The 12,515-nt window shown below is 61.9% G+C and carries 10 protein-coding genes, 1 tRNA gene and 1 rRNA gene; 5 read left to right on the forward strand and 7 right to left on the reverse strand.

Translation table 11 applies throughout. The features are described from left to right. The first annotated feature begins 18 nt into the window (after window positions 1-18). The 3 genes from rrf (at window position 19) to tcdA (ending at window position 1,271) form a co-directional block, all read left to right on the forward strand. Window positions 19-133, forward strand: a 5S ribosomal RNA gene (gene rrf / locus ACRCYW_RS16110). Window positions 134-230: 97 nt separating this feature from the next. After that, window positions 231-307, forward strand: a tRNA-Asp gene (locus tag ACRCYW_RS16115). Between the two features lie 157 nt (window positions 308-464). Then, window positions 465-1,271: a tRNA cyclic N6-threonylcarbamoyladenosine(37) synthase TcdA gene (tcdA, locus tag ACRCYW_RS16120; RefSeq protein ID WP_438551055.1), complete on the forward strand. Its 807-nt coding sequence runs from the start codon at window positions 465-467 to the stop codon at window positions 1,269-1,271. Window positions 1,272-1,340: 69 nt separating this feature from the next. Here tcdA and ACRCYW_RS16125 read toward each other — a convergent pair whose 3' ends face one another. Both ACRCYW_RS16125 and ACRCYW_RS16130 read right to left on the reverse strand, forming a co-directional pair. Then, entirely contained in the window at window positions 1,341-1,778 is a 438-nt protein-coding gene (locus tag ACRCYW_RS16125) for a SufE family protein (protein ID WP_438551056.1), read from the reverse strand. 12 nt (window positions 1,779-1,790) lie between these two features. Beyond that, the gene (locus ACRCYW_RS16130) at window positions 1,791-3,011 is read right to left on the reverse strand and encodes an aminotransferase class V-fold PLP-dependent enzyme (RefSeq protein WP_438551057.1); all 1,221 of its coding nucleotides are present in this window, start codon (window positions 3,009-3,011) and stop codon (window positions 1,791-1,793) included. Window positions 3,012-3,164: 153 nt separating this feature from the next. Here ACRCYW_RS16130 and rep point away from each other — a divergent pair, with 153 nt between their 5' ends. Then, window positions 3,165-5,177 carry a DNA helicase Rep gene (gene rep / locus ACRCYW_RS16135; protein WP_438551058.1) on the forward strand — a complete coding sequence of 671 codons (2,013 nt, stop codon included), beginning with the start codon at window positions 3,165-3,167 and terminating at the stop codon, window positions 5,175-5,177. A gap of 51 nt (window positions 5,178-5,228) precedes the next feature. Here rep and ACRCYW_RS16140 read toward each other — a convergent pair whose 3' ends face one another. The 5 genes from ACRCYW_RS16140 to ACRCYW_RS16160 all read right to left on the reverse strand — a co-directional run bounded on the left by ACRCYW_RS16140 (window position 5,229) and on the right by ACRCYW_RS16160 (window position 11,379). Then, complete coding sequence (locus ACRCYW_RS16140) at window positions 5,229-7,505, reverse strand: putative bifunctional diguanylate cyclase/phosphodiesterase (RefSeq protein ID WP_438551059.1); 2,277 nt, start codon at window positions 7,503-7,505, stop codon at window positions 5,229-5,231. A gap of 83 nt (window positions 7,506-7,588) precedes the next feature. Continuing rightward, window positions 7,589-8,041: a c-type cytochrome gene (locus ACRCYW_RS16145; protein WP_438551060.1), complete on the reverse strand. Its 453-nt coding sequence runs from the start codon at window positions 8,039-8,041 to the stop codon at window positions 7,589-7,591. A gap of 209 nt (window positions 8,042-8,250) precedes the next feature. Continuing rightward, window positions 8,251-9,276, reverse strand: a complete 1,026-nt coding sequence (tdh, locus tag ACRCYW_RS16150) for an L-threonine 3-dehydrogenase (protein ID WP_438551061.1) — start codon at window positions 9,274-9,276, stop codon at window positions 8,251-8,253. A 90-nt stretch (window positions 9,277-9,366) separates the two neighbouring features. Continuing rightward, complete coding sequence (locus ACRCYW_RS16155) at window positions 9,367-10,557, reverse strand: glycine C-acetyltransferase (RefSeq protein ID WP_438551062.1); 1,191 nt, start codon at window positions 10,555-10,557, stop codon at window positions 9,367-9,369. A 177-nt stretch (window positions 10,558-10,734) separates the two neighbouring features. Further along, complete coding sequence (locus ACRCYW_RS16160; RefSeq protein WP_438551063.1) at window positions 10,735-11,379, reverse strand: TetR/AcrR family transcriptional regulator; 645 nt, start codon at window positions 11,377-11,379, stop codon at window positions 10,735-10,737. A 156-nt stretch (window positions 11,380-11,535) separates the two neighbouring features. Here ACRCYW_RS16160 and rfaD point away from each other — a divergent pair, with 156 nt between their 5' ends. Next, window positions 11,536-12,495, forward strand: coding sequence for an ADP-glyceromanno-heptose 6-epimerase (gene rfaD, locus ACRCYW_RS16165; protein WP_349920396.1), 960 nt, complete (start codon window positions 11,536-11,538; stop codon window positions 12,493-12,495). The last annotated feature ends 20 nt before the right edge of the window (window positions 12,496-12,515 follow it).

The following is a 12,515-nucleotide window of genomic DNA, read 5'->3' on the forward strand; positions in this document are numbered from 1 at the left end:
CGAGATTGAAGTTTTTTGCCTGGCGGCCATAGCGCCGTGGAACCACCTGATCCCATGCCGAACTCAGAAGTGAAACGCGGTAGCGCCGATGGTAGTGTGGCATTCGCCATGCGAGAGTAGGACACTGCCAGGCACCCAATTAAACAGCGCCGTGCACATCACGACGTTGGCCGAGAGGATGACACCTCGTTGAAACGGCAGACAATTTAGCAAAAAGCTAACCAGACAGCGGAGCGGTAGTTCAGTCGGTTAGAATACCGGCCTGTCACGCCGGGGGTCGCGGGTTCGAGTCCCGTCCGCTCCGCCACTAACAAGAAGCCCAGTCTAACGACTGGGCTTTTTTTATTTGTGCTGTCTGACGACTCAGCACCTTGCCCCCTTCTCCCTTACCCGCTTTATCCTATCTGATGATGTCGCGGGCTGCCGTTGCCGTTATAATGGCCGCCCTCAAGCAAGGTGGTGGTATGAAAGCAGAATATCTACAGCGATTCGGGGGCATTGCCCGTCTTTATGGGCAGAGTGCGCTTAGCTCCTTCAGTCAGGCGAGAGTCTGCGTGGTGGGCATCGGCGGCGTGGGCTCTTGGGCGGCGGAGGCACTGGCCCGTGCCGGTATCAACCAGATCACCCTGATCGACATGGATGACATCTGCATCACCAACACCAATCGCCAGATCCACGCCATGCAAGGCACCGTGGGTCGCCTCAAGACCGAGGTGATGGCGGAGCGCATCCGTGCCATCAACCCGGATTGTGCCGTGATCGAGGTGGATGACTTCGTCACCGCCGATAACCTTGCCGAGCACATCAAGAAAGAGTTCGACTATGTGGTGGATGCCATCGACTCGGTCAAGGCCAAGGTGGCGTTGATCGCCTTCTGCAAGCGCAACAAGATCCCCGTGATAGTGGCGGGCGGTGCCGGCGGGCAGATGGACCCGACCCAGATCACAGTCGCCGATCTTGCCAAGACCATTCAGGATCCGCTTGCTGCCAAGGTTCGCTCTGACCTGCGCCGTCTGCATAACTTCAGCAAGAATCCGGCCCGCAAGTTCGGGGTGGAGTGCGTCTTCTCCACCGAACAGCTGAGTTACCCGGACGGTAATGGCGGCACCTGTCAGGCCAAGGCGGCCAGTGACGGCAACATGAAGATGGATTGCGCCTCCGGCTTCGGCGCCGTCACGCCGGTAACGGCGACGTTTGGCCTGGTGGCTGCTTCCCGCGTGTTGAAGAAGATCGCCGAGCGGGGCGCCCGGGCCGAGAAGTCCGCCGAGTAGATTTTCAGACAATGCATCAACAAAAAGAGCGCCCTGGGGCGCTCCTTTTGGTTACTGCGAAGTTAGGTGTCAGGCCGTCGCCAGCGCCACTATGCCTTGCACTATGGCTCTGAGGCCGTTGCCCCGCGACGGGCTCAGGTGTTTCTCCAGCCCCAGCTCGGCGAAATAGCCGTCCACGTCGAACGCCTGAATCGCCTCTGTACTCCGGTGATTGAGTGCTGCCAGCACGATGACGATCAGGCCGCGTACGATGCGGGCATCGGAGTCGCAGGCGAAGTGCCAGCGGCCATCCTCACTCTGCTCCCCCTTCAGCCAGGCTTGGCTCTCGCATCCCTTGAGACGAAACTCTTCCTGCTGCCACTCGGTGGGTAGGGCGGGCAACAACTTGCCGAGCTGGATGATGAGCCGGTACTGATTTTCCCAACCCTTGGCTGCCGTAAACTGCTGGCGGATGGCATGCTCATCGGGCTCCCGGCCAATGGGGGTATAGGTTGTGAGTTCGTTCATGTCGATCACCCCTTAGAAGAAGTCGCTTAACTTGTGCAGGGCTGCCAGCAGGGCATCCACGTCATCCCGATCGTTGTAACAGGCCAGCGAGGCGCGCATGGTGCCGCCGATCCCAAGGCTCTCCATCAGCGGCATGGCGCAGTGGTGGCCGACTCGCAGCGCTATGCCCTGCATGTCGAGCAGGGTGGCGGCATCCTGCGGATGGATATCGTCCAGGAGGAAGGAGACGGCGCCGGCGCGCTGCCTGGGTTCACCGATGAGGCGCAGGCCAGGTACCTGCCGCAGTCCTGCCACCAGATAGTCGGTGAGAGCCGCTTCGTGGCGGACCAGTTCGGCCTTGTCCAGATCCGTGATGAAGTCGATGGCGCTGGCGAGGCCGATGGCGCCGGCGATGTGAGGGGTGCCCGCCTCGAATTTGAATGGCAGGACGTTGAAGGTGGTGCCGGCAAAGCTGACCCTGTCGATCATCTCGCCACCCGCCTGCCAGGGGGGCATGCGCTCCAGCAATTCGGTGCGGCCCCAGAGCACGCCGATCCCGGTCGGGCCGTAGAGCTTGTGGCCGGAGAAGGCGTAGAAGTCGCAGCCGATGGCCTGCACATCCACCTCGAGATGAGCCACCGCCTGGGCGCCATCGATCAGGGTCAGGGCCCCCACCGCCTTGGCGGCCGCCACTATCTCCTTGACCGGATTGACGGTGCCCAGCGCGTTGGAGACGTGGGCGACGCTCACCAGCCGGGTGCGGGTGCCCAGTAACCCGAGGTAGGCGTCCATATCGAGATCGCCGTTCTTATCCAGCGGAATGACGCGGATAAGGGCGCCGGTGCGCTGGGCGACGAGCTGCCAGGGCACTATATTGGCGTGGTGCTCCAGGGTGCTGAGCACTATCTCGTCCCCCGCCTGCAGCTCGCTCAAGCCCCAGCTCTGGGCCACCAGGTTGATCGCCTCCGTGGTGCCGCGGGTCCAGATCACCTCCTGCGGGCGGGGGGCCTTGATGAAGCGGGCGACTGTCTCGCGGGCAGATTCGAAGGCGAGGGTGGCGCGGCCGCTCAGGGCGTGGGCGGCACGGTGTACGTTGGCGTTGTCGGTGCTGTAGTAGCGAGCAATCGCTTCCAGGACCCGCTGCGGTTTCTGGGTGGTGGCGGCATTGTCCAGATAGATCAGGGGGTGGCCGTTGACCTTCTGCGCCAAGGCTGGAAACTGGCTGCGCAGCCTCCCGTGCTGTTGCTGGTTCATGCTCCCCTCGTCATCTTCTGGAAAAGTCGGCCATGATCCTGAAATTGGCGGTCAAACACAAGGCGAAGTGGTGGGGTCCCGCGTCCGGTTTCGGCTGCCTGCGGGATCTCTGTTACAATGCCGCCCCTCATCATAAGCCAAGAGATCCGGCCCATGAAGCTCAACCCCAATCAGAACGAAGCGGTCAAGTTTGTCTCCGGCCCTTGCCTGGTGCTGGCGGGCGCCGGATCGGGCAAGACCCGCGTCATTACCAACAAGATCGCCTACCTGGTGCAGCAGTGTGGCTACAGCGCCCGCAACATAGCCGCGGTCACCTTCACCAACAAGGCGGCGCGGGAGATGAAGGCGCGGGTCGGTCAGACCCTGGGCCGCAAGGAGGCGCGGGGGCTCATGGTCTCCACCTTCCACACCCTGGGGTTGGATATCATCCGCCGCGAGCACAAGAGCCTGAACCTGAAGGCGAACTTCTCCCTGTTCGACGACACCGACCAGCTAGCGCTGCTCAAGGAGCTGACGGAAGCCGAGCTCGACAACGACAAGGACAAGCTGTCCGCCCTCATCAGCCAGATCTCCAACTGGAAGAACGACCTCGTCCTGCCGGCCCGCGCCATGCGCATCGCCCGCGGGCCGGAAGAAGTGCTGATGGCCCAGCTCTACGAGCGTTATCACCGCCAGATGGTGGCCTACAACGCGCTGGATTTCGACGATCTCATCGTGATGCCGACCCTGCTGCTCAAGAGCAACGAGGAGGTGCGCACCCGCTGGCAGAACAAGATCCGCTACCTGCTGGTCGACGAGTATCAGGACACCAACACCAGCCAGTACGAGCTGGTGAAGCAGATCGTCGGTGAGCGGGCCCGCTTCACCGTGGTGGGGGACGACGACCAGTCCATCTACTCCTGGCGTGGCGCCAAGCCGCAGAACCTGGTGTTGTTGAACGAGGATTTTCCCAGCCTCAAGCTGATCAAGCTGGAGCAGAACTACCGCTCCAAGAAGCGCATCCTCAAATGCGCCAACATCTTGATCGCCAACAACCCCCACGTCTATGACAAGGCGCTCTTCTCCGAGCTCGACTACGGGGTGCCGGTCAAGGTGCTGTTCGCCAAGAACGAAGAGCACGAGGCGGAGCGCATCGCCGCCGAGCTGATGGGCCACAAGTTCATGAATCGCACCCGCTTCAAGGACTACGCCATCCTCTACCGGGGCAACCACCAGTCGCGCATCTTCGAGAAGGCGCTGATGACCAACCGTATCCCCTACCGCATCTCGGGGGGCACCTCCTTCTTCTCCCGCACCGAGATCAAGGACATCATGGCCTACCTCAAGCTGCTGGTGAACCCGGACGAGGACACCGCGTTTTTGCGGGTGGTCAACCTGCCGCGCCGAGAGATAGGCCCCACCACCCTGGAGAAGCTCGGTGAATACGCGAACCAGCGCGGCAAGAGCCTGTTTGCCGCCAGCTTCGAGCTGGGGCTGGAGCAGCACCTCTCTGGCCGCGGCCTCGTCGCCCTGCAGGCCTTCACCAATTGGCTGGTGCGGCTCGGGGATCAGGCCCTGCGCGGCAATCCGGTGGAGGCGGTGCGGGACATGATCAAGGAGATCCACTACGAGGAGTGGCTCTACGAGACATCGCCGAGCCCCAAGGCGGCGGAGATGCGGATGCAGAACGTCTCCACCCTTTACCGCTGGATCACCGAGATGCTGGAGGGCAACGAGCTGGACGAGCCCATGACCCTGCCTCAGGTGGTCACCCGGCTCACCCTGCGCGACATGATGGAGCGCAACGAGGGGGAGGACGATGCGGATCAGGTGCAGCTGATGACGCTGCACGCCTCCAAGGGGCTGGAGTTTCCCTACGTCTACATGGTGGGCATGGAGGAGGGGTTGCTGCCGCACCAGACCAGCATCGACGAGGACAATGTGGAGGAGGAGCGGCGCCTCGCCTACGTGGGTATCACCCGCGCCCAGGCCGAGCTCACCTTCACGCTGTGCAAGGAGCGGCGCCAGTACGGTGAGTCCATCCGCCCCGAGCCGAGCCGCTTCCTGCTGGAGTTGCCCCAGGACGACCTGGAGTGGGAGAACCGTAAGGTAGTGACCGCCGAGGAGCGCCAGCAGAAGGGGCAGGTCGGGGTCGCCAACCTGCGGGCCTTGTTTAAAAAGGATTGAGGCAAGAAGGATTGAGTTCAGACTGGCTGCACGATGCGGCCGTAACCTGCGTCAAGCCATGCCAGCCTGGCCCAGCAAGGGGGTGATGTCGGCTCCCGGCAGGGGAGGAGAGATGTGGCGCCCCTGCCCCATGGTGCAGCCGAGATCGATCAGCTTCTGCAACTGCTGGGGAGTTTCGATGCCCTCGACCACCAGGGTGAAGTCGAGATCCTGGCAGATGTCCCGCATGGCGCGGATCAGCGCGAGATCCTTGGGGGAGTTGAGCATGCGGTGGGTGAAGCTGTCATCCACCTTGATGTAGTCCACCGGGAAGTGGAACAGGGCGTTGAGGGAGGAAAAACCGGTGCCGAAGTCGTCCAGGCTGATCTGGATGCCCTTGGCCCTGAGCTCGTGCAGGGAGGTGAGCGAGTCCGCGCTCTGCCTGGACAGCTCCCGCTCGTTGAACTCGAAGATGAAGTAGCTCGGCATGACCCCCTCTTCTTCCATGATGTTGACCAGTTGCAGGATATGCTCCCGGTTGGCCAGATGCTTGCCGGACAGGTTGAGGGCCACCTTGAAGCGGCCGGGGCCCGACACCGGCAACCAGCGCTTGAGCTGCTGGCAGGTGCGGCTGAGGATCTGCTGGTCCAGCTCCTGGATGAGGCCGCACTGTTCCGCCAGCGGAATGAAGTCGAAGGCGTCTTTCAGCTCCCCTTCCTCCGTGATCCAGCGGGCCATCACCTCCAGCGCCGTCAGGCAGCTGTCCTCGAGCCGGATCACCGGCTGGAAGTAGGGCACTATCCTGCCCTCCCGCAAGGCGTTGACGAGCCGCTCCTCCGGTGAACCCACGCTCTCCCTGCAGGCCTCCGAGTAGTTGACGATGCGGCTGCGGCCGTTGCGCTTGGCCTGATACATGGCGAGATCCGCCTGATGCAGCAGCTCGCTGACATCGGTGATCTGCTCGGACACGCTGGCCACCCCCAGGCTGACGGTGATGGTCAGTTCGTTGCCCTGCAGCCGGAACGGATGGGCGACGCGGCCGACGAGGCGGTTCAGCACGGGGCTGACATCTTCCTCCTGCTGGCTGTTGTCCAGATAGATGACGAACTCGTCCCCCCCGAGCCTGGCCACCATGTCGTTTTGCCGGATGCAGCTCTGCAGGCGCTTGCCGAGCTCCTGCAGCAGTTGATCCCCGGCGCCGTGTCCGAGCGCATCGTTGATCTGCTTGAAGTGATCCACATCGAGGAAGATCAGGGTGAAGCCGGCCGCCCGGTAGCGGCGATAACGGGTCATGGCGTGATGGAGGTGATTCATCAGCAGGGCCCGGTTCGGCAGCATGGTCAGGGGATCGTGCAGGGCGTTGAACTGCAGACGGCGCTCCAGCTCCTGATGTTGCTTGAGCTGCTTCTGCAGTCGCAGATTGGTCTGGCGCAGCTGCTGCAGCCGCCGGTTGATGGACTCCTCGGAATTGAGGTCATCCAGCTGCTGTCTGACGCGCTTCAGCTCCAGCAGCAGGGTCAGCTGATGGCGCAGGAAGTCGAGGAACAGCCGATCGTCGGCCTCCAGGGGCTGGGGGGTGCTGATGATCAGGTGCGCGAAATACTGCTGTTGCTGGCGCAGAGGCAGGCTGTACCAGTGCATGCCCAGCTCGCACCGCTCGACGCCGTTGGTGCTGTGGCACAGGCCCCCGATGAAGTCGGCCTCGTGGGAGAGCTGCGCCGGGTAGATGGCCTCCAGCCGTGGATTGCCCTGGCGGATGAGCAGCATGTCCCGCACGGCCAGCATCTGGCGCAATACGGCCTCCAGCTGGGAGAGCAGGGCCTGCTGGGGCAGGCTGTGGGCCAGGCGCATGATGCGGCTTATTTTCTCTATCTTCTGCTGCCAGTTGGGATCCCGCTGCATCAGGGGGGAGGCCTGTCCGGCCAACTGGGTGCCGGCCTGGGTCTCGTGAAGCCGCTTGGCTAGGCATTCCAGCAGCAGACGCAGGGCTGAGCTCTGCTCGGGTACCGAGCGGGCCAGCAGCCACTGTACCTCGACATGCTCCACGGGCTGCACGCACCAGCCTTGTTGCTCATCGAGCTGGGTGAGCTGCTCGGTCAGGCGGGGTTCTTCCCGTCCCAGCCACTGCTTGAGATCCTGAGGAAGCCGGTACTCATATACCCAGTGCACACCACCGTCGGCCAGCCCCAGCATGGCAAAGTGCTGCAGGGGGCAGAGCGAGTCGAGCTGCTGCACCAGACGGCGATAATCCTCCGAAGAGGCGGCGCCGAGGGCGGGGAAATCCATGATGGAAGAGACTATCGCCAGCAGGGGCGTGGAATCCTGTGGTGCGGTGGGCTGAGCGGACATGCAACACTCCCGAGTGAACGTACCTTCAAGGCTAGCCGGAAGTAAACAGATTGAAAGGGCCGCAATAGAGCCCTTTCAAATACTTAGAGCTTGTCGATCATGTAGTGGATGGCGTTCTCGATCTCTTCATCGCTACAGGCCGCGCAGGTGCCCTTGGGGGGCATCATGCCGGTCTTGCCGGTGAAGCCCTCGATGGCGTGCTTGCGCAGGGTATCGAAGCCCTGGGCGATGCGAGGCTCCCAGGCGGCCTTGTCACCCCGTTTGGGGGCTCCGGCTGCGCCGGTATCGTGGCAGGCGAAGCAGGCGCCCTTGAACACCGTCTCACCGTCGCGGGGACCGGACGACGCGGCTGCCGCAGGGGCGGCGGCCGTGGCTATCCCTTCCAGATCCTTGGCGGTATAGACCTGGCCGACCGGTGCGATCCGCTCGGCGATGGCCTCTGGAGACATATCATCGGCGGCCAAGGCGGCGCCGGACAGGCTGATGGCCGCAACGCCGGCAGCCAATAAATAGCTCAGTTTTCTCAACACGCTCATCCACTCCCAGCTGGTTCTTATTATCCCTAGAAAACGACGGGATTATAACCGAATAGTTACAGCCAATTAAACGCTTGTGTGTGAAGTGTTAAGCAATCTGTGAAGAAAGTTTCGGCAAAAAGAGCGGTCGGCGACTTGGGGCAGACAAAAAGAAACCCGGCGTTTGCCGGGTTTTCTGGGTCAAACAGGAGAAAGGTGTGCCGTGGATATCAATCCCAGTTCAGGATCACCTTGCCGGACTGACCGGAGCGCATGGCATCGAAGCCTTGCTGGAAGTCGTCGATGTGGAAGTTGTGGGTGATGATGGGGGAGAGATCCAGCCCTGACTGGATGAGGCTCGCCATCTTGTACCAGGTCTCGAACATCTCGCGGCCGTAGATCCCCTTGATGAAGAGTCCCTTGAAGATCACCTTGCCCCAATCGATGGCCATGGTGGCGGGAGGGATGCCGAGCATGGCGATCTTGCCGCCGTGGTTCATCTTGTCGATCATGTCCTGGAAGGCGCTGGGTACGCCGGACATCTCCAGCCCCACGTCGAAGCCTTCGGTCATGCCGAGTTCGGTCATGACGTCGGAGAGCTGCTCCTTGGCCACGTTGACGGCGCGTGTGGCCCCCATCTTGCGAGCCAGTTCCAGGCGGTATTCGTTGACGTCGGTGATCACCACGTGACGGGCGCCCACATGACGGCAGACGGCGGCGGCCATGATGCCGATGGGGCCGGCGCCGGTGATGAGCACGTCTTCCCCCACCAGATCGAAGGAGAGGGCGGTGTGCACGGCGTTGCCGAAGGGATCGAAGATGGCGGCCAGTTCATCGGGCACGTTGTCCGGCAGCTTGAAGGCGTTGAAGGCCGGGATCACCAGATACTCGGCAAAGGAGCCGGGGCGGTTGACGCCGACGCCTATGGTGTTGCGGCACAGGTGGGTGCGGCCGGCACGACAGTTGCGGCAGTGGCCGCAGGTGATGTGCCCCTCGCCGGAGACCCTGTCCCCCACCGCGAAGCCACGCACCTCCTGACCGACGGCCACCACTTCCCCCACGTATTCGTGACCCACCACCATGGGAACAGGGATGGTCTTCTGGGACCATTCGTCCCAGTTGTAGATATGGATGTCGGTGCCGCAGATGGCGGTCTTGCGGATCTTGATCAGCAGATCGTTGTGGCCGAGCTCCGGGGCCGGGACGTCCGTCATCCAGATGCCGACTTCTTTCTTCAGTTTGGAGAGTGCTTTCATGACAACATTCCTCAGGGCGCTTGGCCGAAGACAGAGGGTAATAAAATGGGGCCCAACCTTGGCCCCCGTTTTAATCAATCAGCCATGGGCTCAGATCACGCCCAGTTCGCGGCCGATGCGGATGAAGGCGTCGATGGCCTTGTCCAGCTGTTCACGGGTGTGGGCGGCGGACATCTGGGTGCGGATGCGGGCCTGACCCTTGGGCACCACCGGGAAGGAGAAGCCCACCACGTAGATGCCGGCGGCCAGCATGCGGCTCGCCATCTCTGCGGCCAGCTTGGCATCCCCCAGCATGACCGGGATGATGGCGTGATCGGCGCCCGCCAGGATGAAGCCGGCGGCGCTCATGCGGGTACGGAAGTAATCGCTGTTCTCTCTCAATTGGGCGCGCAGGGCGTGACCCTCGGCCAGCATGTCGATCACCTTGATGGTGGCGGCGACGATGGAGGGGGCCAGGGAGTTGGAGAACAGATAGGGGCGGGAGCGCTGACGCAGCCAGTCGATCACCTCTTTCTTGCCGGAGGTGTAGCCGCCGGAGGCGCCGCCGAGGGCCTTGCCCAGGGTGCCGGTGATGATGTCGACCCGGTCCAGCACGTCACAGTATTCGTGGGTGCCGCGGCCGTTCTCGCCGATGAAGCCCACCGCGTGGGAGTCATCCACCATGACCAGGGCGTCGTACTTGTCCGCCAGATCGCAGATGGATTTCAGATCGGCGATGACGCCGTCCATGGAGAAGACACCGTCGGTGGCGATCAGCTTGAAGCGGGCGCCATCGGCGTTGGCCTGTTTGAGCTGGGCCTCCAGCTCGGCCATGTCGTTGTTGGCGTAGCGATAGCGCTTGGCCTTGCACAGGCGCACGCCATCGATGATGGAGGCGTGGTTCAGGGCATCCGAGATGATGGCGTCTTCGGCGCCGAACAGGGTCTCGAACAAGCCGCCGTTGGCATCGAAGCAGGAGGAGTAGAGGATGCTGTCTTCGGTGCCGAGGAAGGCGGAGAGCTTCTGCTCCAGCTCCTTGTGCTGATCCTGGGTGCCGCAGATGAAGCGTACCGAGGCCATGCCGAAGCCGTGGCTATCCAGCCCCTGATGGGCGGCCTTGATGAGCTCTGGATGATTAGCCAGCCCCAGATAGTTGTTGGCGCAGAAGTTCAGTACCTGCTCGCCGCCCACCGCGATCCGGGCCTGCTGGGCCGAGGTGATGATGCGTTCCTGCTTGTACAGCCCTTCCGCTTTGACCTGCTCGAGCTGCTCGCTCAGGTGACGATAGAATCCGTTAGACATCCTCGGTCCTCATTCGCTGTGTTAGCTGTGTGATCAGGGTTGGTTGGTCTTTCTGCGCGAGCCTGATGGCCTTGGCGACGAAACGCCAGCAGACCCTGGAGTGGGCAACATTTTACTGCAACCGTTGCCCACGAATTCAAATTATTGTGCTGATATTCAACAATTGTGAAACAGATCTCACCCAGCTGGTTGGGCCAGCTGGTGGTAGTGCTGTTCCAGCTGACGGATCTGCCCGGCCACCTGGGGTTGCACATAGGGGCGCAGCAGGAAGAGCACGCGCAAGACCCCCTGATACAACAAGGGCTTGGTGATGCGGGTGGCGGGGGCCTGGGCTATCTGGAAGGGGATCCAGCAGGTCACCATCATCTTGATGGTCTGGCCGAGGTCGGGCAGGTCCTCGTCGCTGACGGCTATGATGCCGCCATCGCGCAGGCTCCTGAGCAGGGCATCCACCGCGGCTCTGAGCTGCTCCTGGGCCTTGAGGTACTTCTGCTGCAGGGGGGCATCGCGACTCAGAATGTCCGGTAGATTCGCGTAGAAGAAGCGGAACTGCCACATCAGATAGAAGATGGCATCCAGGTAACCCATCAGATCTTCCAGCTTGATCTCGTTGCTGCGGGCCGGGGTGAAGCTCTCGCTCAGGTGGCGGGCATACTGGTCGAAGATGGAGTGAATGATGTCTTCTTTATTGCGAAAGTGGTAATACAGGTTGCCCGGGCTGATACCGAGATGGGCGGCAATGTGGTTGGTGGTGATGTTGCGTTCACCCTGATCGTTGAACAGCTCGGTGGCGCTGTGAATGATCCTGTCTCTTGTCTTCATCGCTGATCCCTCTGTCGGGCCCCCGCTGGGGAAAGTCATCGAGGTCGAATCCCCTTGCGGCCCGTGATAAACTTTTCGGCAATTTCAAATTGGCTCACTATACACAGCTTTAACAGGCAGTCACACGTGGCCATCAACGTATGCGAGGCAAACTCCATGATCGTAGTAACTGGCGGCGCTGGCTTTATCGGCAGCAATCTGGTCAAGCAACTCAATGCCATGGGACGCACCGATGTGGTGGTCATCGACGATCTGACCGACGGCACCAAGTTCGTCAACCTGGTCGATCTCACCATCGCCGATTACATGGACAAGGATGAGTTCCAGGCACGCATCGTCTCCGGTGACGAGTTCGAAGAGTGGGATGGCGGTATCGAAGTGATCTTCCACGAAGGGGCCTGCTCCGCGACCACCGAGTGGAATGGCAAGTTCATCATGGAGGTCAACTACGAGTACTCCAAGGACCTGTTCCACTACTGCATCGAGCGCGAGATCCCCTTCATCTACGCCTCTTCCGCCGCGACCTACGGCGGGCGCAACGACAACTTCATCGAAGATCCCAAGTTCGAGCAGCCCCTCAATGTCTATGGCTACTCCAAGCAGCTGTTCGATCAGTACGTGCGCCGCCTGATGCCGGAGATCGACTCCCAGGTCGTGGGCCTCAAGTACTTCAACGTCTACGGCCCACGCGAGCAGCACAAGGGTTCCATGGCCTCCGTCGCCTTCCACCTCAACACCCAGGTGAAGCAGGGGGAGAATCCCAAGCTGTTCGAAGGCTGTGACGGCTTCCCGGACGGCGGCCAGATGCGCGACTTCATCTACGTGGACGACGTCTGCAAGGTGAACCTCTGGTTCTGGCAGAATCCGCAGCACTCCGGCATCTTCAACTGCGGCACCGGCCGTGCCGAGCCGTTCCAGAACGTGGCCGAGGCGGTGATCAAGCATCACCAGCAGGGCGCCATTGAATATATCCCCTTCCCGGATCACCTGAAGGGCCGCTACCAGAGCTTCACCCAGGCCGACCTCACCCGCTTGCGCGGTGTCGGCTATGACGGCGAGTTCAAGACAGTGGCCGAAGGCGTGGCCGATTACATGGCCTGGCTAAACCGGGCTTGAGCCCCCTCTGACGGGCGGCC

It is taken from the genome of Aeromonas sp., from assembly GCF_051657805.1.
Taxonomy (GTDB): Bacteria; Pseudomonadota; Gammaproteobacteria; order Enterobacterales; family Aeromonadaceae; genus Aeromonas.